Origin of the sequence: Mesorhizobium quangtriensis, assembly GCF_040081925.1 — a bacterium.
GTDB classification, from domain to species: domain Bacteria; phylum Pseudomonadota; class Alphaproteobacteria; order Rhizobiales; family Rhizobiaceae; genus Mesorhizobium_K; species Mesorhizobium_K quangtriensis.
In genome coordinates this window covers 827,834-849,497 of sequence record NZ_JBEBMF010000002.1, presented here as the reverse complement: position 1 = coordinate 849,497, position 21,664 = coordinate 827,834, and the positions used below count along the sequence as shown (strand labels likewise).

The following is a 21,664-nucleotide window of genomic DNA, read 5'->3' as shown; positions in this document are numbered from 1 at the left end:
GCGCAATGGGCGGGCGAGGGGGCCTTGGCTTTCGGCAAGGGCTGCGGCATGAGGGAAGCAGTGCTTTGCAGGAGGAGTGCATCAGGTGACCGGCACCAAGACCCATCCGATCGGGGAACTGACGTTGCGGACGCTTGCAATGCCGGCTGACACCAACGCCGCCGGCGACATCTTCGGCGGCTGGGTGATGGCGCAGATGGATCTGGCCTGCGGCATCCGCGCCGCCGAGCGTGCGCGCGGCCGCGTGGTGACGGCGGCGGTGAAGGAGATGTCGTTCGCCGCACCCATGAAGGTCGGCGACACGCTCAGCATCTACACGGCGGTGACGCGCGTCGGCCGTACGTCCATGACGCTCAAGGTCGAGGCGTGGGCGCAGCGCTATCTCTCCCATGTCAGGGAGAAGGTCACCGACGCCGAGTTCGTCATGGTGGCGCTTGATAGCGAAGGAAAGCCGACGGCCGTCCCGGCGGAGTGAGGCGGGCGGTCAGCCCACGCGGATACGCTTGTCGGCCGACATCGCATCGAAGCGCGCGCGGGCGGCGTTGACCTTGCTCGTATTTTTCCGCGCCCATTCGCCGAGCGCCGCGACAGGCTTCAGCAACTCGCAGCCCAGTTCGGTCAGTTCGTAGTCCACACGCGGCGGGATCGTCGGATAGACGGTGCGCGTGACGAAGCCGTCACGTTCCAGCCCGCGCAGCGTCGTGGTCAGCATCTTCTGCGAGATGCCGCCGACGGCCGTGCGCAGCTCGTTGAAACGAAGCGGTCCGTCACCGAGCTTATCGACAACAAGAACGGTCCATTTGTCGCCGACGCGCTGGAGGATATCGCTTACCGCGCGGCAATCCTCGGTGTTGTGCGGGTGCCCTAGTTTCAAAAAAGTGCCTCCTTGTGGGGCTCGTTGTCAGTATCTTATGTAGTTCAGGTATCTAACGGATACTAGAGCTTTACAGGAGACTGAAATGTCCAAACCCAAGATCGCGGTCATCATCGGCTCGACCCGCGCCACCCGTTTCGGCGACAAGCCGGCCGAATGGATCGCCAATATAGCAAAGGCGCGCGGCGATTTCGATGTCGAGATCGTTGACCTCCGCGACTATCCGCTACCCTTCTTCGACGAGGCCGCTTCGTCGCTATGGGCGCCGTCGAAGAACGAGGTCGCGCAGAAGTGGCAGAAGAAGGTCGCGGAGTATGACGGCTACGTCATCACGGCCGCCGAATACAATCGTGGCCCGACGGCTGTGCTGAAGAATGCGCTCGACTACGCCTATACCGAATGGAACCGCAAGCCGGTGACCTTCGTGGGTTATGGTGGTGTCGGCGGTGCGCGCGCCATCGAGCAACTGCGCCTGCATGCCGTCGAACTGCAGATGACGCCAATCCGCCATGCCGTTCACGTAACGTGGGGCGATTTCATCCAGATCCTTCAACAGGGCAAGAAGCTCGAAGATTTCGAGCACTTGCATCAGGCTGCCGAAACCGCGCTCGACGACCTCGCCTGGTGGGCCAAGGTCTTGAAGAAGGCGCGCGAGGATGATGTGCAGGCCAAGCAGGCGGCCGAATAAAAGAGCCTGATTCCAATTGATCACCGAGGAGGGCGGCTAGTGCCGCCCTTTTTTGGCGTCAGCTCTTCGCCGCGCGGTGTACATCGGGCAGGCGCGAGGCGATGATCTTGTCGATGCGGCGGCCGTCAAGATCGACCACCTCGAAACGCCAGCCTTGCGCGTTGAAGCATTCGCCGGTGGCCGGCAGGCGGTGCAGGTGCGAAAGCACGAAGCCCGCCACTGTTTCATAGTCCGGGTTTTCAGGCAGGTCGATGTCGAGCTGGTCGGCCATCTCGTCGGCCGGCATGTAGCCGGCCAGCAGCCATGAGCCGTCCTCGCGGCGGACCGCCGGCGGCTCGTCCTCCTCGTCGAGGTCGGAGCGGAACACACCGGTGATCGCTTCCAGGATGTCGGCCGGCGTCACAATGCCCTCGAAGTGACCGTACTCGTCATGGACCAGGGCGACCGGTACTTCGGATTCGCGCAGCGTCGTCAGCACGTCGAGCGCATCGGCCTGATCATGAACGATCGGGGCGGTGCGCATGTGCCTGCGCGGCTCGAACGGCTCGCCGGCAAGCAGCGATGCAAGCAGGTCGCGCGTCTTGACCACGCCGATCATGTTGTCGATCACGCCTTCGCCGACCGGCAGCCGGGAATGCTGCGTCTCGATCAGCATTGCCCGCGTCGCCGCTTCGTCGGCTTCGAGGTTCAGCCAGTCGATGTCGGTACGCGGCGTCATCACAGCGCGAACGGCCCGGTCGCCGAGGCGCATGACGCCGGCGATCATGCGCCGCTCGTCAGATTCGATGGTGCCGTGGTGTTCCGCCTCGGCAACCAGCATCCTGATCTCCTCGTCGGTGACCTTCTCATCGCTGTCGCCGCTCTGGCCGAGCAACCGCAGCACCGCCTTGCCCGAAACATCGAGCAGGAAGACCAGCGGCAGCGCCACCCTCGACAGCAGTTTCATGGTCGGCGCCACAAGGGCCGCGACGCGTTCGGGATTGCGCAACGCGACCTGCTTCGGCACCAACTCGCCAATGATCAGCGAGGCGTAGGTGATGACCGCGACCACGATGCCGACGCCCAACGTGTTGGAAACGCCTTGCGAAAACCCCTGCGCCAGCAGTGCCTCACTCAGGCGCTGGCCGAGCGTCGCGCCTGAGAACGCGCCGGAGAGCACGCCAACCAGCGTGATTCCGATCTGGACTGTGGAGAGGAAGCGTCCCGGATTCGAGCCGAGGTCAAGCGCTGGCGCTGCTCCGCGCACGCCTTTCTCGATCATGGCACGGAGGCGGGCGGGACGGGATGAAACAACCGCCAGTTCCGACATGGCCAAAAGGCCGTTCACAAGGATCAGAACGACGACAATCGCAATTTCTAAGTACATCGAAGGTCAAAAAACATCCCGCAGGGACCGCTAACTATAGGGCCTAACGGGATTAATACAATGGCTGGAGGGTGGTCGGATGGTCATTCCGCAGGTTTGCCCAACACGCCGACAAGCACCTTGCCGTCGGTGAAGTAGGGGTCTCCGCCGCCGTTTCGACCGGTTTTCGTGGCTCCGGAGCCCTCGATGTCGTATGTCGATCGCACCCAGCCGGCCTGTGAGAGATTCGACATCACGAAATCGCGTTCGGCGTCCAGGTCGGGCCCGATATGGTGGGTGATCTGGCCGGTGTCGTGGCTGACGCCGACGCCACGGTCGAAGCTGGCGGAGGCCAGCCAGAGCGGTCCCTGCGCGCCCGGTGCGAGCGGATCCGTCTGCCAGAGCCGGACATGGTGGCGCTGGTCGGCGCTGTCGCCCACCGGTTTCTCGAAGGCGAGATCCTGCCGGCGTCCGTCATAGATCAGCGTGCTGACGGGCGCGTCCGGATCGGGTTCGTGCAGGACGACGCTCAGGCCGATCTCTATGCTGGTCTTCAGCGTGATAGCATCGGCCGGCCGCCAGCCTGCTGCCGCGAAAGCCTGCAGGACGTCATTCTTGACGCCGACCAGCCCGACATTGATCGGGTCGCCGGGGATGCCGTCGGTTGTCGTTGTGCGCATGTCGCGCTGGTCGAGACCGCCCTCGTGAACCCACCAGAATTCGGGCGCGGCGATGTAGGCGACCGCGAGATAGGCGAGCAGGGCGACGAGGCTGGCGGTCGCGGCGCGGCGCGACCGTTTCGAACGGTGCTTCTGCGGTTCCTCGGCCGTAGCGGGCATTGCCTATCTATGACGCAGGGCGAGCCTGACGCCAAGTGGCCCTAGTGGCAGGCGACGCGACGCCGATCCTTGATGTCGAAGTGGAAGTGGTTTCGGTGGTCGTAATTGTATCCGGGGCCGAGCACCGTGTTGAAATACTGGCAGCCGTCGGCGCGCACGGTGTTCAGCAGGCCCTTCTGGCGGAATGCGAAGAAGCCCGGCTTTTTCACGTCGATGTCCTTGCCGTTGTTGAGTTCGATGCTCATGATGTCGAGCGCGTTGCCCTTGCCGTGCTCCGAAAGGGTGCGGCTGCCGGCGATCTTGCGGCAGGAATAGCTCGAGCCCTGGTTGATGGTTCGCACGCCTGTGAAATAGCGCCGTCTTGCCGAGGGCACGAGTTCGTTCTTCGTCCATTGCGAGAAGGTCAGCGCCATCGCGCAGGTCAGCGTCGCCGCCGGCTTCATCTTGACGCTGCCGATCGCCGACACCTTGACCGGGTGGTCGATGCCGCACTGGCCGTCGCGGATGGGCGCGAGGTCGCTAAATTCCACCTTCAGGCGCTTCAACTGCTTGCGGCAGTCGACCTCATCGGCCGGCAGGTAGCTGCCGGGCGCAGCCGGAGGATCCATGCGCGGGTAGCCCGCCAGATAGGGGTCTTTCGGCACGAGCGTCTGCAGCCCGGTGCCTTGCCGTGGCCGCACCATTGCGGCGGTCTGCACCTCGGCCGACACATCCGCCTGCATTTCCGGCGAAAAGACATCAGGCGATTGGACGGTTGGCGCCTCGAAGGCAGGCGACTGCGCGTCCTCCAGCGCCGCGCCGCGCGGCAGCGGTTCGGCGATGCGCGGCACCGAGGCCGTCGAGGAACCCACATCGACTGCTGGCTGCAGCGAAAGGACGCTGCCTGTGGTGCAGGCCGCCAGGAACGCCGCCAGTGCAACCACCCCAACGCCGGACATCACGCGTGAACGCGCGCGGCCTTGCAAGGCTGAGAGGTGGTGGCGATGCTTCGCCATCGGCGGCTCCAAAACTCGATAGAAAGAGCAGGTCGAAATCGTATGCGGGGGGCGTCCTGCTCTGGAGAGGACCCAGTCTAGGCGGCAATCGTAAAGGAAAGCTCAGCGCTGCAATTTACGCGTGCGGCGGAATTGCGGCGAGCTTACTCGCAGACCGTGCCGCCATGCCGGCGCGGAGCGAGGTCGAAATGCAGGTGCTCGGCGTGGTCGGCGTCGCTGCCGGGGCCGAGCACTGTCTTGAACGGCCCGCAGGCCGCCGCCCGAACGTTGGTGAGGAAAAGCAGGTGCTTCTCCGGCGGGTTTAGCTCCACGGCGACCACTGTCCCGTCCGCAAGAGTAAATGCAGCGATATCGAGCGCGTTGCCGAACGCATGCTCGGAGAGTTTGTGCGTGCCATTGCGGGGCCGGCAGACATAGGCTGAGGCGTGCGAAATTGAGCGTAGCGTTGTCCCGAACACGGTCTTCGCGGTTGGCGAGATGACATCGCGCGTAAACCTCGCGGTGGCCTCCGCCGTCGAACAGTTCATTTCCGCATCAGGCGCGAGTTCGAAGCCACCCCCTAGCGACTGGACGATTATCGGATAGGGCATCGAGCAGCCGGAAGGGTCGCTTTCGGCTTTTGCTTCCTTGAACTTTACGCCTAGATCGGTCAGGCGACTGCGACAGGCGAGTTCTTCCTCTGGCAATTTGCCGGACGGATCGGGCCTGACCGCGGATCTGGGATCGGGAGGCGGAGGGGGCTCAGCCGGCTCGGCCTGTTCAGCAGGTTTCTCCAAGTCCGGCCTGTCTGGACGGAATTCAGGCTTCGGCGGCTCCGGTGGAACTGTCTCGAGGGGGTCGACTCCCGCGTCCGCAGGCTTCTCTTCAGGGACTGGGACGCCCTTGTCCGGCACGGCCGGTTGTTCTGGGCGCGCTTCAACTGGAACCTCCGCAGGCGCAGGCGCCGTGTCGGGAAGCTCGACATCGTTCGGGGCCGCTTTGTCCTTCGCCGGCTCGGAGACAGGCGGGGCCGGGGGCGATGGCGAAGCGTTGTCCGTTGCCTCGGTGTGGGCCAGTTTCACCTCATCAGGCGCTTCTGCGTCCATTCCCTTTTGCGCGCGCTCGTCTTTGGGCAGAGGCGGCTGTGCTGAAGCCTGGTCACGCACCGCGAATTCCGGGATAGGAGCGGTCGCGGGCAGGACGATGCTGCCGGCTGATTGTACCGACGTGTTAGCACGGCGCTGCTTGCGCTTTTTGGTGGCTTGCTTTTGCGGCGCGGAGAAGACCTTTTCCAGCCTTTTCTCCAGCCAGCTTTTGGCCGCAAAGGATTCGGTTGGAGAAGAAAGGAGGATTGCCGGAATCGCTATCGCAATGGTCAGTCGTGGGATCGATAGCTTGCCCATGCTCACTCAACGAGTTCACGCAGCGGAGGTTGCATGTCGATCGGAGGCGCTATTCCTCCGGTGCGACCCCGATTGCCTCAAGCCCTTCCTCGAGCCAGTCGCCCAGCATCGGCATGCCAAGCAGGTAGCGTACTGGCTTGTAGTCGCGCTGCCTGGCCTCCTTGACCGCATCGCCGAATTCCGCCGCCTCATAGTCGCCGCGGCCGATCCACACCAACGCGATCAGCTCGGCCGCCTCGTCGACGTTCAGTTCGCGCACGATCTGGCGCAGCTCGCGCTCCGTCTGGTCCTCGGTCTCTTCCTCGGCTAGGCCGTCATGGTGGTGGGTCCGGTGCGCGTCGCCGTCCAGTTCGACCTCGTGTTCGGCGCCGTCGTCATAATCCTCGTTGACCGCTGCACTGATCGTGCGCGCCTTGTCGACGATCAGCCGCACAGTATCCGGCGCGATCGTCAGGTCCCAAACCGGCTCGACACTCTTTCGCACGCTCTGCTCCGCTGATTGCGCACCAAGTTAAGCAAAATGCGGTTGCCACTGTAAACCGCGATTGGCCTACAACGGCACCAGCCCGGTCGCCCAGAGCCACAACATCGTCACGGCGAAGCTTGCCAGCGTCATCGGGATGCCGGAGCGGGCAAAATCCATGAAACCGAGCTTGGCGCCTACCGTAGCCGCGCGTTCGGCGACGATGATGTTGCAGAGCGATCCCGTCAGCAGGAGGTTGCCGGCGAAGGTGGAGAGCAGCGCCAGCGCGGTCAGTGCGCCGTCGGACAGGTCAGGCACCAGCTTGATGAGCAGGATCACCGCCGGCACGTTGCCGATCGTGTTGGAGGCGATTAGCGTCAGCGGCGCGAGCACCGAGAGGCGATCGGGCAGCAGGCCGTGTGCGGCGAGCCAGGCAAGGCCTTCCTGCGACAGGCCGGTCTTGCCGAAGGAGGCGGTAACGCCGAACAGGCAGACGAACAACAGCAGCAGCTGCCAGTCGACGGCGCCGATCATGGCGCGCGAGGACAGCCGTCGCGACAACAGCAGTGCGCCGGCGACGGCGAGCGCCGACAATTCGCGTGGCAGCGGCGTCAGGAAGAGCCCGATCAGCGCGACAATGGCGACGATGCCTTTGCCGAGCTGGAAGCGGTCGATGGGTGGGCGCGGCACCTCGCCCGGCGCCCTGCCGGTACCGGGCACCAGCCGCCATGTGACGAGAATGGTCACGTAGACGATGACGAGAACGGCAATCGTCGGCGGTATGGCGTAGGTGAGGTATGTCCAGAAATCGAGACCGCCCGCCTGGCCGATCAGGATGTTCTGCGGGTTGCCGATAAGCGTTGCGGCCGAGCCTGCGTTCGCTGCCGCTGCGAGCCCGATCAGGTAGGGGCGGGGATCAAGGTTCTCCGACATGAGACCTGCGGCGACCAGCGGTGTCAGTGCAAAGACGATCACGTCATTGGTGAAGATCGCCGCCATCGCGCCGGTGACCGCGATCAGCACGGCGAGAAGCCGCTTGGGATTCTTTGCCGCGTGCACCACCCAATGTGCGACCCAGCCGTAGAAGCCAGAATGCTCGAACTGCGCAGACAGGATCATCAATGCGAAAAGCAACGCGATCGTCGGCATGTCCACCGCCGCGCCGGCTTCTGCCAGCGTCAGGTCCTCGGTGGCCAGAAGCACGATCAGGCCGAGCAGCGCGACCCCGGTGCGGTCGATCGCAAGGCCGGGCACGCGCCCGAGCGCCATGCCCAGATAGACGAGCACGAAAACCGTGACGGAGAGCGTTGTCATGCGGAACCCGGAGAATCGCAGGAAGTTGCGAGAGGAGACGGTTATGAAATAGCGCAGGTCGAGGATTTGCGCGCGGGGCCGCTGAAATAATTCTATCTGTCAAATTCTATTGATCCTGACCCTGCGTGACGCGACCTGCACCCTTGCCAGCGGCCGTGTCAGCCGCAAGGGTAGGCTGTTCCAGACTGGAGGACGACCGTGTCGCTCAAGAACAAGACGCTTTTCATTTCCGGCGGGTCGCGCGGAATCGGGCTGGCGATCGCGCTGCGCGCCGCGCGCGACGGAGCGAACGTCACCATCGCCGCCAAGACCGCCGAGCCGCATCCCAAACTGCCAGGCACGATCTACACGGCGGCGGACGAGATCGAGAAGGCCGGCGGCAAGGCGCTGCCGGTGCTTTGTGATATTCGTGACGAAGCGCAGGTCGCGGATGCCGTGGTCAAGACCGTGGAGGCGTTCGGCGGCATCGACATCTGCGTCAACAACGCCAGCGCCATCAGCCTGACCGGCACGCTCGACACCGAGATGAAGCGCTACGACCTGATGCACCAGATCAATACGCGCGGCACGTTCCTCGTGTCGAAGACCTGCATCCCGCACCTGAAGAAGGCCGCCAACCCCCACATCCTCAACCTCGCGCCGCCGCTCGACATGAGCGCGAAATGGTTCAAGGGACACGTCGCCTATACGATGGCGAAGTTCGGCATGTCGATGTGTACGCTCGGCATGAGCGCGGAATTCGCGAAGGACGGCATCGCCGTGAATTCGCTCTGGCCGCTGACGGCGATCGACACGGCCGCCGTGCGAAACCTGCTCGGCGGCGAACAGGTCGCGGCGATGAGCCGGTCGCCGGAAATCCTGGCCGACGCGGCCCACGCGATCCTCAATCGCCCGTCGCGCGATGCGACGGGCAATTTTTACATTGACGAGGAGGTGCTGCGCGAAGAGGGCGTCACTGACTTTTCCGTCTATGGGCCCGGCGCGAAAGGACAGCTTGCTGGAGATTTCTTCGTGCCGGACGACGTGTTCGCGCGAAGCCCGACCAAGGTGGCGAAGACGTTTGGTTGAGATCAACCGAACATCAGCGAACGCACAAGTTCCGGTACTGCCTGCACGGTTCTGAGCGCGGACTTGAGTTCTGACTGCCGGCTGCGGTCAAGCGCGCCGACATCGACCCGGTTCGATACGGCGATCCCGGTCTCCAGGTCGTGCGCCTGCTGGTTGAGCATGAGCGCCATGAACAGCTGGTGAGCATCGATTAAATCTGCGATCTCGCCCGCATTTCCCAGTCCTAGTTCTGTAACGCCTTCCAGCCGCTGCCTTGTCGATCGGCGCACGATGTGGCGGCGGATTGCGATTGTGCGGGCCGCCGTTACGATCGGAAAAAGCCCGTGCAACTTCAGGTCGATGCGACCCTGTTCGGTATGCAGACCTCCTAACATGCCAAACGGGCTGGGCAGCCCAAAAAGCTTTTCGCCCATCAGCTTGGCGAAGGGGGGATTCTCCGCAGCCGCGGCAAATGCGTGATCGAACAGGTCGGTGCCCAGCGAGAGTTCGCCGTGCACTGGCCGTAGGTCGAAGAAGATATCGACATTCAGCAGGTCGGCGCCGTCGGCGCGCTTGACCCAGTGTCCGATACGCTCCTTCCAGGTGGCCATTGAGCCGCGCCACTCAGCGTTTTTCGCCATGACACCACCCTTGCAATAGGGGATTCCTGCGACATCCAGCGTGTCTGAGATCCGCGCGCCGAGTTCCGCGAACCATCGATCGTTAGCTCCGTCAGGCTCCCCTTCGGCAAAGACGATCGCATTGTCCTGGTCGGGAGCGAGCAGGCTTTCACCCCTTCCGCCGGAACCGAGGACCAGGAGCGCATAGGGGCAAGGTGGCGACCCTGATCCCGCCTCCTGCATGGCTCCCTCAGCCATCTCGGCGGCGCGCCGTGTCATGACGCGGATTTCCTCGCTGACGACCCCCGACACGAGGTTCGCGTCGAGCTTCTCCGCGAGCAGCGTTCGCGCGACGGCTGGCACGCTTGCCCACGCCTGCGCCATCTCGGCGGCGTTGCGCGCCGCGCCGATGGCGTCGTCCAGGCTGATCGCCGCGCTGGCGCGCAGGCGAAGAAGATCGCGTGCGGAGATTACGCCTGCCAGCCGCTCATGCTCGTCGCGGACGGCGAGATGCCTGAGCTTCAGCCGATCCATACGGGCGATGGCGCGATAGACGAAAGCGCCTCCTGCGATGCTGGCCAGAGGACGCGATGCGAAGTCGCGGACAGGTACGGCAAGGCCATCGGCTCCACGGGTGGCGATCAGACGCATGACGTCGCGCTCCGTCACGATGCCGTAGTCGGCGACAGGATGGCCGGGCTCGGCGTGTGAAGCGACGAAGATGGAGGAGATGCGCCGCTCCACCATGAGGTCGATGGCCTCCCTGGCGGTGGCTCGGTCTGACACCACAACGACGGAACGGCTCATCAATTCATGGACGCGATGGCTGTAGGCATATGGATCAAGCGCCCCGGCCTGGGAGGGCTGTGGCCGGGAAACCGGTTCGGTCCAGCCGGCCCGATAGCCGGATTCGAGCTGGTCGGTGCGCCGAAGGCAGGCCAGTTCGGCCTCGGCCAGCGTGGTGATGCCCCTACCGGCGAGATGTGGGAGGAGGGCGGAATATATCTCCGCCGCCGCGGCTGCGTCGCCAGGCGCCGTGTGCCGCCCGCCTATGGAAACGCCAAGCCACGACGCCAAGGCGTCCAGCGACCCTTCAGGCAGGTTCGGATTGGCGATCGAGCCGAGGAGACGCAGGCAAAGCGATCGCGGCTTGCTCCACGTCGCTCCCACCCGTCGCGCCTCGTGCTCGAGCACCGCCAGATCGAAACCGATCGAGTGGCCAACGAGCAGCCGTCCGGCCCGGAAGGTCTGGAAACCGGCCAATGCCGAGGCGAAACCGGGTGCTCCGCGGACGGTGTAATCCGCAATTCCGTGAATAGCCGTCGAAGCGGCAGGGATGGGTTCGCCCGGATCGACCAGCGCTTGATAGGCGTCATCGTAGGCCGGCTTGCCGAGCCTGATCCCGACCCCGGCCAACTGGACGACGCGTGCGCGCTGGACGTCGAGCCCCGTCGTTTCGGTATCCACCGCCACCGCATCGAGCGCGGCGAGCGGCGTTGCCCCGGTGCTTAGCCTTGCCGGAATCTCCTGCATCGAGCCATCTTCGCACCTGTCGGGCGTCTCGTCACCGCGACAAAAGTCTAGGCGTCGGCCCAGAAGGCCTAGACGTCCGGCTCGCCCTTCACCTTCTTGCCGCCCAGGCGGTCGATGTATGCCAGCAATAGCGCCGACAGCACGAAGGCCATGTGCATGATGGTGACCCACATGAGCTGCGCATTCGTGTAGGTGGCGCTGTTGAGGAAGACCTGCAGCAGATGGATCGACGAGATGGCGACGATGGTGGATGCGACCTTCACCTTCAGGGAGCCGACGTCGATCGTGCCCAGCCAATGCACGTCGCGATCCCCGTCGAAGCGGCTGACGAAGTTTTCGTAGCCCGAGATGATCACCATAACCACGAGGCTGGCGACAAGTGCGGCGTCGATAAGCCCAAGCATGCGCAGGATGGTGTCGGTGTCGTTCAGCGTCATCACCACCGTGCTGAAATCGAACAGCTTCTTTGCGAAGGACAGCGCATAGATGCCGAGCGCTACCGCCAGTCCGAGGTAGAATATCACCAGCAGCCAGCGGGAGGCGAGGATGATGGATTCGATGGCGAGTTCGATGCGCTTCATGCGGGGACGGGTTCCGGCGGGTCTCGCTGCTATTTCGGTGGCGCCACTGTGCAATGCAAGGGGGTTGCAGAACCACCTTTGAAATTTGGGCAAGAGAAACCCGGCCGGGAGGGGGGAGCCGGCCGGGTTTCAGTCCCGGGAGGGGATCGCGGGACAGGGCAGGGAAGCCTTGCCCCGGAATCTGGTGTCTTTCCGCCGCAATTCAAGGCGTTAGCCTCGAAGCCCGACGAATAGATTCCCTGACGTCAGTTGGCGCTGGCGACCGGGGCCACAAGCGGGGTGATGCGGCGTATCGCAACCCGCCGGTTCTCGCGTTCCGGTGCCTGTGTCTTCACCTTCAGGTAGCGCTCACCGTAGCCCTGTGGCGCCAGGTTTTCCGGCGGAATGCCGAAAACGTTGGTCAGGGCTTCGGCGACGGCTTCCGCGCGCCGGTCTGACAGCGCCAGGTTGGCGACGTCCGATCCCACCGCGTCGGTGTGACCTTCGATCAGGAAGGTCTCCGCCGGATTGCGCTCCAGAAGCCGTTCCATGGCCGACGCTACGCCTTCCAGGCGCTGTATCTCGCTCTCGGGGATGGAGGCCGAGCCGAACTCGAAGGTCAGCGTATCGAGGTCGATGCGCCGGGCGATGTCGCGCACACGAGCCGAGCGTTTCACCTCGTCCACCGAATAGAGGCGCTGGACGCGTTCCACCGGCGGCTGTTCGAGGAAGTCATAGTAGTCGTCCGGCCCGTCGACATATTCCGACTCCAGGATGTATTCCCGACGAGGGATGTTCACCCGCAGGGGCGGCAGGTCATAACCGGGATCACGCCATTCGCCGACGCGGTCGTAATTGTCCTCGTCGACATAGACGAGCACGTATTCGCGGCCGTCGGGCGTGATGCGCGAGCGGCGGATCACGTCGCCGTAGCGGTCGCGGATGGTGATGATCTGCACGCCGTTGTCGCGGATGATCGTCTCGCGGGTGCGGCCGCGCGGCAGGTCCTCGTAGTAGACGTCACGAGCGCCGCGCGTCATGCGCGGACGGTCGTTGCTCTCGACGATGGTCTGGCCACCGAGCTGCAGGATCAGCCGGTCGCCGATCTCGCGCAGGACATCGACGCCTTCGGGACGTTGTTCGCGGCGCAGGTTCTCTTCCGGCGGGCGCTCGCGGCGTTTGCCGCGCTCCTGCGTCACGGCCTCGATACGCTGCGGTTGAGCAGCCTCCGTCGCCGCCGCGTCGCTTTCTGGCGGCGGGCCGGGATCGACCACAGGAGGCTGTGCAGCCTGTTGGCCCTGCTGACCTTGCTCCGCGCCGGATTGCTGTGCCGGAGCCTCTTCCTTCTGACTGTCGAACAGAGGCGCTTCGTTCGGGTCGGTCGGCTGGGCCGTGGTTTCGGGTACGGACGGTGCTGGCTGCTCGCCGGGTGCTGCTGGCTGTGCTTCGGCTGGCTCCTGCGCAGGCTGCGAAGCATCAGGCGATGCTGGCTGCTGTTCCTGCGGCTGTTGGGTCGGAGCCTGTTCCGCAGGAGTCTGCTCGCCTGGGGCCTGCTGTGCAGGCTCTTCCGCTGGCTGCTGTTCGGCAGGCGGCTGCTCCGCCGGGGCCTGTTGTTCTGCAGGCGCAGGCTCGGGCGCTGCTTCCGGTACAGGTTGCGGGGCTGGCTCTACCTGTGGAGCAGGTTCCTCCGCCGCCGGTGGCGGTTCGGGCTGAGGCTCAGGTGCCGGTTCCGGAGCGGCCTGCGGTTGGGGCTCAGGTTCGGGAGCGGGAGCGGGCTCTGGTGGGACAGCCTCGGGCTCCGGCGCAGGGTCGGGCACTGTCTCGGGCTGCGGTTCGGGTGCGGGCGCTGGCTCTTCCGCCGGTGCCTGCTGCTGTTCTTCTGGCGGGCAGTTTTCGCCTTCGCATTCTGCCTGCGCCAGTTGCAATTGCGACAGTTGGAACGGGACAGTGCGGCCCGAAAGCTCGCTCCTGTCGCCCGAAAATGGGTACGCGCCCAACGGCGCGGACGCCATCAGCAGGCCGATAGCCGTGCCTGCCAGAATCCGTGGTTGGCGTTTCATCGTTTATGTCTCCTTGGAATTTCGGGTGTCCCTAGCCCAGCGAAAACCGAATTTGGCCGTTTTGGTTCCGTCGGCCACCGGTGCCGGCGGCCCGAGAACCATATCTCGACCGGGGGTACGTCAACGTGGCGGCTTGATGGCACGATGATGACAATGAGTGCTGCCCTCGCTTGACGCGACGCTTGCGAAGGCTCACATCCGCGCCATGGCCAAGCCTTTCTGGAAGGAAAAATCGCTCGAGGAGATGAGCCCCGCCGAGTGGGAATCTCTCTGCGACGGATGCGGCAAGTGTTGCCTGTCCAAGCTCGAGGACGAGGACACCGGCGAAATCTACTTCACCAGCATCGGCTGCCGCCTGTTCGACGCCGAGAGCTGCCGTTGCAAGGACTATGAGAATCGCCTCGCGACCGTCTCCGACTGCGTGCGCCTGACACCGGAAAACGTGCGAACCATCACATGGCTGCCGAGCACCTGCGCCTACAGGCTCGTCGCTGAAGGACGCCACCTCTTTCCTTGGCATCATCTCGTTTCCGGCGATCGCAAGGCCGTTCATCGGGCCGGCGTTTCTGTACGCGGCCGCGTGACCGCCTCCGAGGAGGATATTGCCGAGGTCGAGGACTATTTCGATCATATGCTTGATGGCGAGCCGTGAGAGCGGATTTCGTCTGAAGATTTGGAGCGCAAGAAGGCGCTTTCGTACATGAACCGCTCATGAATGCGCGGTTCCCGGACCGTTCAGCTTGGCTGGCGCAATCTCCACTCAATCGCTTCGGCGAGAGACAAAGGAGATATCGAGATGTTTACCAGGTTCAAGGCCGCTGCCCTGTCCGCCCTTATCGGCCTCGGCGCGCTCGCCGCTGTTCCCGCCGCCGCCCAAGCCCAGGGCGCGTATCTGGAATATGACGCAGGCAATGGCGTTGGCATCGGCATGGAATTCGGCGGCTACGACCGCGCCGACTACCGCCATGGTCCGCGCTGGGACGACCGCCGCGATGACCGTTGGGACCGTCGTGATGATCGGCGCTACGATCGCCGGTGTTCCCCCGATCGCGCTGTAGACAAGGCGGAGCGCTACGGCCTGCGCCGTGCGCGGGTGGTGGATGTCAGCCATCGCACCATTACCGTCGCTGGCCGCAAATGGGGCGAGCGCGTCCACATGACCTTCGCCCGTGCGCCAAACTGCCCGATAGTGCGCTGGTAGAGTAGCGGGAGCAGTCGTCCGCCGACACGGACGAGCAGCTTCCAAATCAGAGCCCCGGAGAAAACCTCCGGGGCTTTTTGTTTCTTAGGCGCAAGTTTTTAGCGATGCGGGACGGAGAACAGAATCCAGCCGTCACGCCGGCCCACTTCCTTGCCTCCGGTCTCGAAGGCAAAGAGCCTCGCGTCGGTGCCGGGGGGGCACGCAACCAGTTGGGCAGAGTCGCTCAGGAATTGGTTCGTGAAGACGCTTTCGCCGGCGCGGCGGCAAAGATCACCGGAATTGCGGAAGCCCGGTCCAAACAGCGGAACGCCGGAAGGCGGACGCGCTCCACCACCGCCTGAAGGCGGGGGAGTTGTGTTGCAGGCGCTCAACAGAAGAGCGACAGGAATAGCAAGAAGTGACCAACGGCGCATTAAACCCTCCACTGCGAAAACCGATCGTCTATCATTTGTTATAGGCGACTATCGTCGCATTTCCGTCAAGCGCGCCTTGGTAGCGGCGCGCTTCTGTTGGCTGGAGTAGCGCTCATTCCAGTTCGAAGGTCATGTTGACCTGGACGCGGTAAGAATTTTCCCCCGCCTGGATTGGTATGCCAGCAGCCGCGCGGTCAAAGGCCTTCGCCTCGATCGGCATCGGCTGGATACCGAAGGTCTGGTCGGAAATCTCAAGCACCCGGCCGAGCTTGACGCCTGCCGCGCTTGCAAGGGTATTTGCTTTCTGGGTCGCATCCTCGACCGCCCGCTTGCGCGCCTCGGTGACTGTGGCCGATGAGTCGTCGTTGGTGAACGTGATATTGCCGCCCTGGTTGACGCCGAGCGTTACGGCCTTGTCGAGGACTTCACCGGTCTTGGTGATGTCGCGGACCCTGACCGATAGTGTGTTCGTCACCTGATAGGCGACGAGATGGGCTTCCTGGGTGCCGTCTGGATTGTTGGTGAAATTGTAGCGCGGGAAAATCTGCAACCCCGAGGTCTGGATGTCGCGGTCTGCGACGCCGAGATCCTTGATGGCCTTTGTCACGTCTGTCATCGCTGCGTTGTTGGCGTCGAGCGCCTCGCGCGCCGTCGGCGCCTCGCGCATCACGCTGAGCGACAGCAGTGCCATATCGGGCGCGACGCTTGCCTGGCCTTCGCCAGTCACGATGATGCGCGGCTGGATGGGTGTCTCCGCGGCGGTAGCAGCTGCTGGAAGCGCAATTGCCGCCGCAAGCCCGAGCGCCATCATACGTCTGTTCATGAACTGTCCTTACTGGTTTCGTTGCAAACTGAAGTCTTTGTTACGTCGTGAAATACGCAGTGATTGTGGATGGATTGCGGCGGGTCCGAAAGTCCCCGCAAGCAGTATTGAAAAAGCGGAAAGCGCTTGAAAAGACGAACAACCGGGTCTGGCAGAAGCAGCAGAGAGTCTTTAAGAAACATGCTGACGTATCGGCAGCCAGACGAGGGAGATTGGGCGTGGGAACACTGGAAAGAGGTGCTTCGCTCATAGCGGCCCTGTTGCTCGCCGGCAGCGCCGCGCTGGCGCAGGAAGCGGCCCCCGCCGCGCCGCCCATCGTCGAAACGGCGGCTGTGAAGCTCGCCTCGGTCACCAACCAGACCGAGTTCGTTGGCTCCGTCGTCGCCGCGCAGCAGGTTGCGCTGACCTCGCGCGTCGAGGGTTTCCTCGATTCCGTGAATTTCACCGAAGGCGGTTTCGTCCAGGCAGGCAGCACCGCCTTCGTGATCGAGAAGGATACCTATCAGGCGGCGCTCGAGGGCGCCCAGGCCCAGCTTGCGTCCGCCCAGGCGGCGGAAGCGGGTGCGGAAGCCAATCTCAAGCTCCAGGACATCAATCTGCAGCGCCAGAAGGATCTGCTCAAGACCGCCGCGGTGTCGCAATCGGTTGTCGACCAGGCGCAGGCCAACCGCGACAGCGCCGCCGCCCAGGTCGATCAGGCCAAGGCGCAGATCCTGCTCATGCAATCGCAGCTCACGACGGCGCAGCTCAATCTCTCCTTCACGGATATCAAGACGCCGATTACCGGCCGCATCGGCCGCGCGATCATCACCGAAGGCAACCTTGTGTCTCCTTCGAGCGGAACGCTTGCGACCGTCGTACAGACGGATCCGATCCGGGTCGTCTTCTCGATCTCGGACCGCGAATATCTCGGTGTGGTGAAGACGCTGCAGCCTGACAACAAGGGCCTTGCCGCTGACGCAGCATCCTTCCAGCCGAAGCTGAGGCTTCCCGACGGCACGGAATACGACCAGTCGGGCCGTATCGCCTTCATCGACAACACGATCGATCCGTCCACAGGCACCATCGCTGTCTATGCCGAGTTCCCCAACCCGCAGCTCAAGCTGGTGCCGAACCAGTTCGTCCAGGTAACGGTGCAGGCCGGCCAGAGTGTCGAACTGCCCGTCGTGCCGGCATCCGCCATCCTGCAGGACCAGGAGGGCCCCTATGTGTTCGGCCTTGACGAGCAGAACCGCGCCCAGATCCGCCGCGTCACGCTCGGCCAGCGCGTCGGCACCGACTGGGCGATCACCGGCGGGCTGGCTCAGGGCGAGATGGTCATCGTCTCGGGGATACAGAAGGTGAGACCGGGCATTGTCGTAACGCCGCAGCCGGCGGGGACCTGATCCATGTTCGCCGACATCTTCATCCGCCGTCCGCGGCTGGCGATGGTTATCGCCATCCTCATCACGCTTGCCGGCACCATCGCCATGGTCAACATACCGGTGGCGCAGTATCCGGACATCACGCCGCCAACCGTACAGGTGACCGCCAGCTATCCCGGCGCGGATGCCGAGACACTGGCCGAGACGGTGGCCGCGCCCATCGAACAGCAGGTGAATGGCGTCGAAGGCATGATCTACATGGCCTCGACAACCAGTTCGTCGGGCCTCTACACGCTGACAGTAACCTTCGCTGTCGGCACCGACCACGACATCGCGCAGGTCAACGTCCAGAACCGGGTGGCGCTCGCCACGCCGCTCCTGCCGGATGCAGTGACGCGGCTCGGCGTCAACGTGCGCGCGCAGCAGCCCAACTTCCTGATGATCGCGAACATCTTCTCGCCCGCGGGGACGCATGACGGGCTGTTCCTGTCGAACTACGCCCAGATCAATGTGGTCAACCCGATCTCGCGCGTTTTCGGTGTCGGTTCGGCGACGCTCATGGGTGGTCTCAGCTATTCCATGCGCATCTGGCTCGACCCGCAGCGCATGGCTGCGCTTGGCATCACCTCGGACGACGTCACCAATGCGATCCAACAGCAAAACGTGCAGGCTGGCGCCGGCCTGATCGGTGCGCCGCCGATCCCAAATGACCAGGTATTGCAGTATTCGATCACCGCGCTTGGCCGTCTCGAAAGCGTCGACCAGTTCGCCGACATCATCGTCCGGACGGGCGCTGATGGCGGCATCGTGCGCGTGCGTGACATCGGCCGCGTCGAGCTTGGCGCGCAGTCTTATTCCTCCGTCTCGCAGCTCAACGGCAAGCCGGCTGCCACGATGGCTATTTACCAGTCGCCCGGCTCCAACGCGCTAGGTGTGGCCGGAGATGTCAAAGCCCAGCTGGAGATGCTCAAGAGCCGTTTCCCGGCAGACGTTTCCTACGAGGTGATCTACGATTCGACCGATTTCGTGCGCGCTACAGTGCACGAGATCATCTTCACGCTGATCCTGACCGGCGTCATCGTCCTAGCGGTTGTGTTCATCTTCCTGCAGGACTGGCGCGCGACCCTGATCCCGGCGCTTACAATTCCCGTTTCGCTGATCGGCGTGTTCGCCGTGCTGCTGGCATTCGGTTTCTCGGCGAACACGATCACGCTGTTCGCGTTGATTCTCGCCATCGGCCTCGTGGTCGACGATGCGATCGTGGTCGTCGAGAACGTCCAGCGCGTGATGGAGGAAGAGCCTGGCATCCATCCCGCCGATGCCGCCCGCAAGGCAATGGCGCAGGTGACCGGGCCGATCATCTCCACCACCCTGGTGCTCGTCGCCGTCTTCCTGCCCGTCGCCTTCCTGCCCGGAATCACAGGCCAGCTCTACCGCCAGTTCGCGATCACCATCGTGGCGTCCGTCACAATCTCGGCGATCAACGCGCTGACGCTCAGCCCGGCCCTCTGCGCCGTCTTCCTGAGGCCGCCGCGCGAGGGCAGGGGCCTGTTCCGCTACTTCAACAAAGGTCTGGACAAGACCCGCAACGGCTACTCCTGGCTCAACCGAGCGCTATCTCGCCGCTCATTCGTCGCCGCGCTCATCATCCTCGCCTGCGCCGGGCTTGCCGTCTGGCAATTCTCGCGCACGCCGACCGCCTTCATCCCGACCGAGGACCAAGGCGTCCTGTTCGTCAATGTTCAGCTGCCCGACGCGGCCGCGCTGCCACGGACGCAGGATGTGCTGAACAAACTCGAGGCGATCGCGCGCGGTGTCGATGGCGTCGCCAACGTGGTCACCGTGTCGGGCTACAGCCTGCTCTCCGGCGCGATCCAGCCGAACTCCGGCCTCGGCCTCGTCGTCATGAAGCCGTGGGACGAGCGCACTACTCCAGAAACGGGCCTGCGCGGCATCTATACGAAGCTGAACCAGGAATTCGCCGCGCTCGGCTCGGCCAGCATCATCGTGTTCCCGCCGCCGGCCATTCCCGGCGTCGGCAACGCCGAAGGCTTCGACTTCCGGCTGCAGGCACTTGGTGGCCAGTCGCCCGAGGAACTGGCGCAGGTCATGCGCAACTTCATCGTCGCAGCGAATTCCGACCCGGCCATCGGCCAGGCCTACTCGACCTTCTCGGCGGAAGTGCCCGGCCTCTATCTCGACATCGACCGCGTCAGCGCCCAACGCCTCAACGTGCCGGTGTCGACCATCTTCAACACGCTTCAGACGCAGCTCGGCTCGTCCTTCGTCAACAACTTCACGATCCTCGGCCAGGTCTACCAGGTCAACGTCCAGGCGGATCAGCAGTTCAGGCGCACGCCCGACGACATCCTGAAGATCTTCGTGCGCAGCACCACCGGCGCGATGGTGCCGATGCGGGCCGTGGCGAGTGTGCGGACCGACCTGCAGCCGACGCTGCTGTCGCGCTACAACCAGTTCACGGCAGCGACCATCAACGGAAGCCCTGCCGCCGGCGCTTCATCCGGCGACGCCATGGCGGCCCTCTCGAAGCTTGCCGGCACGAGCCTGCCGCAGGGCTATGCCTACGAATGGTCGGGCCTGTCCTATCAGGAGGCGCTCGCGGGCAGCGAGACGATCATCGTCTTCGCCATGGCGATCATCTTCGGCTACCTCTTCCTCGTTGCGCAGTATGAGAGCTGGACGATACCCTTCGCCGTCATGACCTCGGTCGTCGTGGCGGTTCTGGGCGCCATTCTCGGCATTCGGCTGATCGGGCTCGGGCTCAACATCTACGCCCAGATCGGCCTTGTCCTGCTGATAGGCCTTGCGGCGAAAAACGCGATCCTGATCGTCGAATTCGCCAAGGAACAGTTCGAGTCCGGCAAGTCGCTGGTCGATGCGGCTGTCGAGGGCGGGCACATGCGTTTCCGCGCGGTGCTGATGACGGCGATCGCCTTCATCCTCGGCTCGGTGCCGCTGCTGCTGACGCATGGCGCGGGCGCCGCCAGCCGTGCCTCCATCGGCGCGACGGTGGTGGCCGGCATGCTCGCCGCTACTGTGGTCGGCATCCTGCTCATCCCGGCGCTCTTTGTCTTCTTCGAGAAGGTCGGGCATCTGTTCGGCGGCAAGGGCAAAGCCGAGCCGCAGGCGGAGGAAAGGACAGTCTGAGGGCGGATAGGACGCGCTCCGGCAGGCCGCCAGATACGGCTGGCGTAGATCGCGAATGCGTCTCGCTTGCCAGCGTCTGCACTCTGGATCCGGGTTCCGCTGCGCGGCCCCGGAATGACGACGGCCGTAGTCGGCGCGGCAAGGCACTGCAGGGTCGTCAGGTCCACCATCACCTTCGTCATCCTAGGGCAAGCGCAGCGAAGCGGAGCGCGACCCTAGGATCCATGGCGTGACGGCACGGCGGCATACAGCCCCCTCAAGCAGGCGCTAACCGCCGACGCCATCAGGCAGGCATCAACCTCACGGCGTGGATCCTCGGGTCAAGCCCGAGGATGACGAAGTGCGAGGGCAAGGTGTGAATACACCTTCCGCCCAACCCATTGATTTCATTCGATCAGAAGAAAAACTTCAGCCAACTTATCCACGCCCCTCAGACCTCCCGCATACTGCCCCCATCGCCCTCACGGGAACCTGGTGCGCACCGGGTATCAGGGAGGGCGGCGGTGCCGGATCGGTCAACGCTGCGGTCGCGTTGGCTGGCTGATGAACCCCCAGGTCCGGGCCCCGACGGAGACCAGCGGCAACGGCCGTGTCCTCCATCGGGGCAAGAACGCCGGCGGGGCGCGGGAGACCGGCCACGTTACTAAAAATATGAGAGGCAAGGCCCCGTGCCCCGCTTCCCGACTTCTCCCTCCGTGGCAGGGAGCGCTCTTCGAATGAGCCAGACTGCGAAAGCAGGGCGTGGCAGCGATGAAGTGCGCGGATACCCCTCCCCCTTGCGGGGAGGGTGGACGACCGCCGCAGGCGGTCGGACGGGTGAAGTAGCCGGAGGCACCGCTCGACGCTCATATCTCCATGTCCCGCCTGTGATAAGCAACCCCACCCGGCCGGATTACATCCGGCCGACCTCCCCGCAAGGGGGAGGTGAGTCCGCTCAACACCGTGCCGCTTCCCCCCCCCCCCCCCCCCCCCCCC

General features: G+C 64.1%; 18 protein-coding genes. 7 read left to right on the top strand and 11 right to left on the bottom strand.

The genetic code is table 11. The features are described from left to right. Positions 1 to 139: 139 nt before the first annotated feature. Entirely contained in the window at positions 140 to 475 is a 336-nt protein-coding gene (locus ABMA32_RS12600; RefSeq protein WP_349014729.1) for an acyl-CoA thioesterase, read from the top strand. A gap of 9 nt (positions 476 to 484) precedes the next feature. Here ABMA32_RS12600 and ABMA32_RS12595 read toward each other — a convergent pair whose 3' ends face one another. Continuing rightward, on the bottom strand, positions 485 to 874 hold the full coding sequence (locus ABMA32_RS12595; RefSeq protein ID WP_349014105.1) for a winged helix-turn-helix transcriptional regulator: 390 nt from the start codon (positions 872 to 874) through the stop codon (positions 485 to 487). 85 nt (positions 875 to 959) lie between these two features. Between ABMA32_RS12595 and ABMA32_RS12590 the strand changes: the two genes are divergently transcribed. Next, positions 960 to 1,562, top strand: coding sequence for an NADPH-dependent FMN reductase (locus tag ABMA32_RS12590; RefSeq protein WP_349014104.1), 603 nt, complete (start codon positions 960 to 962; stop codon positions 1,560 to 1,562). A 58-nt stretch (positions 1,563 to 1,620) separates the two neighbouring features. Here the strand turns inward: ABMA32_RS12590 and ABMA32_RS12585 are convergent, their stop codons facing one another. The 6 genes from ABMA32_RS12585 to ABMA32_RS12560 all read right to left on the bottom strand — a co-directional run bounded on the left by ABMA32_RS12585 (position 1,621) and on the right by ABMA32_RS12560 (position 7,900). Continuing rightward, on the bottom strand, positions 1,621 to 2,928 hold the full coding sequence (locus ABMA32_RS12585) for a hemolysin family protein (RefSeq protein WP_349014103.1): 1,308 nt from the start codon (positions 2,926 to 2,928) through the stop codon (positions 1,621 to 1,623). Between the two features lie 83 nt (positions 2,929 to 3,011). After that, on the bottom strand, positions 3,012 to 3,746 hold the full coding sequence (locus ABMA32_RS12580; protein ID WP_349014102.1) for an LssY C-terminal domain-containing protein: 735 nt from the start codon (positions 3,744 to 3,746) through the stop codon (positions 3,012 to 3,014). 41 nt (positions 3,747 to 3,787) lie between these two features. Then, positions 3,788 to 4,684: an extensin-like domain-containing protein gene (locus tag ABMA32_RS12575; RefSeq protein WP_349014728.1), complete on the bottom strand. Its 897-nt coding sequence runs from the start codon at positions 4,682 to 4,684 to the stop codon at positions 3,788 to 3,790. 200 nt (positions 4,685 to 4,884) lie between these two features. Then, the gene (locus ABMA32_RS12570; RefSeq protein ID WP_349014101.1) at positions 4,885 to 6,123 is read right to left on the bottom strand and encodes an extensin-like domain-containing protein; all 1,239 of its coding nucleotides are present in this window, start codon (positions 6,121 to 6,123) and stop codon (positions 4,885 to 4,887) included. A gap of 49 nt (positions 6,124 to 6,172) precedes the next feature. Further along, positions 6,173 to 6,607, bottom strand: coding sequence for a DUF3775 domain-containing protein (locus tag ABMA32_RS12565; RefSeq protein ID WP_349014100.1), 435 nt, complete (start codon positions 6,605 to 6,607; stop codon positions 6,173 to 6,175). Between the two features lie 66 nt (positions 6,608 to 6,673). After that, positions 6,674 to 7,900, bottom strand: coding sequence for an SLC13 family permease (locus ABMA32_RS12560; protein ID WP_349014099.1), 1,227 nt, complete (start codon positions 7,898 to 7,900; stop codon positions 6,674 to 6,676). Between the two features lie 198 nt (positions 7,901 to 8,098). Between ABMA32_RS12560 and ABMA32_RS12555 the strand changes: the two genes are divergently transcribed. Then, entirely contained in the window at positions 8,099 to 8,968 is an 870-nt protein-coding gene (locus ABMA32_RS12555; protein WP_349014098.1) for an SDR family oxidoreductase, read from the top strand. 2 nt (positions 8,969 to 8,970) lie between these two features. Here the strand turns inward: ABMA32_RS12555 and ABMA32_RS12550 are convergent, their stop codons facing one another. The 3 genes from ABMA32_RS12550 to ABMA32_RS12540 form a co-directional block, all read right to left on the bottom strand. Then, positions 8,971 to 11,100, bottom strand: a complete 2,130-nt coding sequence (locus ABMA32_RS12550) for a DUF294 nucleotidyltransferase-like domain-containing protein (RefSeq protein ID WP_349014097.1) — start codon at positions 11,098 to 11,100, stop codon at positions 8,971 to 8,973. A gap of 68 nt (positions 11,101 to 11,168) precedes the next feature. Beyond that, the gene (locus ABMA32_RS12545; RefSeq protein ID WP_349014096.1) at positions 11,169 to 11,681 is read right to left on the bottom strand and encodes a TIGR00645 family protein; all 513 of its coding nucleotides are present in this window, start codon (positions 11,679 to 11,681) and stop codon (positions 11,169 to 11,171) included. A 245-nt stretch (positions 11,682 to 11,926) separates the two neighbouring features. Further along, on the bottom strand, positions 11,927 to 13,720 hold the full coding sequence (locus ABMA32_RS12540) for an OmpA family protein (protein ID WP_349014095.1): 1,794 nt from the start codon (positions 13,718 to 13,720) through the stop codon (positions 11,927 to 11,929). 205 nt (positions 13,721 to 13,925) lie between these two features. Between ABMA32_RS12540 and ABMA32_RS12535 the strand changes: the two genes are divergently transcribed. Together ABMA32_RS12535 and ABMA32_RS12530 are read left to right on the top strand one after the other, a co-directional pair. Beyond that, positions 13,926 to 14,372, top strand: a complete 447-nt coding sequence (locus tag ABMA32_RS12535; protein ID WP_349014727.1) for a YcgN family cysteine cluster protein — start codon at positions 13,926 to 13,928, stop codon at positions 14,370 to 14,372. 144 nt (positions 14,373 to 14,516) lie between these two features. Beyond that, complete coding sequence (locus tag ABMA32_RS12530) at positions 14,517 to 14,921, top strand: hypothetical protein (protein WP_349014094.1); 405 nt, start codon at positions 14,517 to 14,519, stop codon at positions 14,919 to 14,921. 525 nt (positions 14,922 to 15,446) lie between these two features. Here ABMA32_RS12530 and ABMA32_RS12525 read toward each other — a convergent pair. Continuing rightward, positions 15,447 to 16,157, bottom strand: a complete 711-nt coding sequence (locus tag ABMA32_RS12525) for an SIMPL domain-containing protein (RefSeq protein WP_349014093.1) — start codon at positions 16,155 to 16,157, stop codon at positions 15,447 to 15,449. Positions 16,158 to 16,375: 218 nt separating this feature from the next. Here ABMA32_RS12525 and ABMA32_RS12520 point away from each other — a divergent pair, with 218 nt between their 5' ends. Further along, entirely contained in the window at positions 16,376 to 17,542 is a 1,167-nt protein-coding gene (locus ABMA32_RS12520) for an efflux RND transporter periplasmic adaptor subunit (protein ID WP_349014092.1), read from the top strand. A gap of 3 nt (positions 17,543 to 17,545) precedes the next feature. Beyond that, positions 17,546 to 20,689 carry an efflux RND transporter permease subunit gene (locus tag ABMA32_RS12515; RefSeq protein WP_349014091.1) on the top strand — a complete coding sequence of 1,048 codons (3,144 nt, stop codon included), beginning with the start codon at positions 17,546 to 17,548 and terminating at the stop codon, positions 20,687 to 20,689. The last annotated feature ends 975 nt before the right edge of the window (positions 20,690 to 21,664 follow it).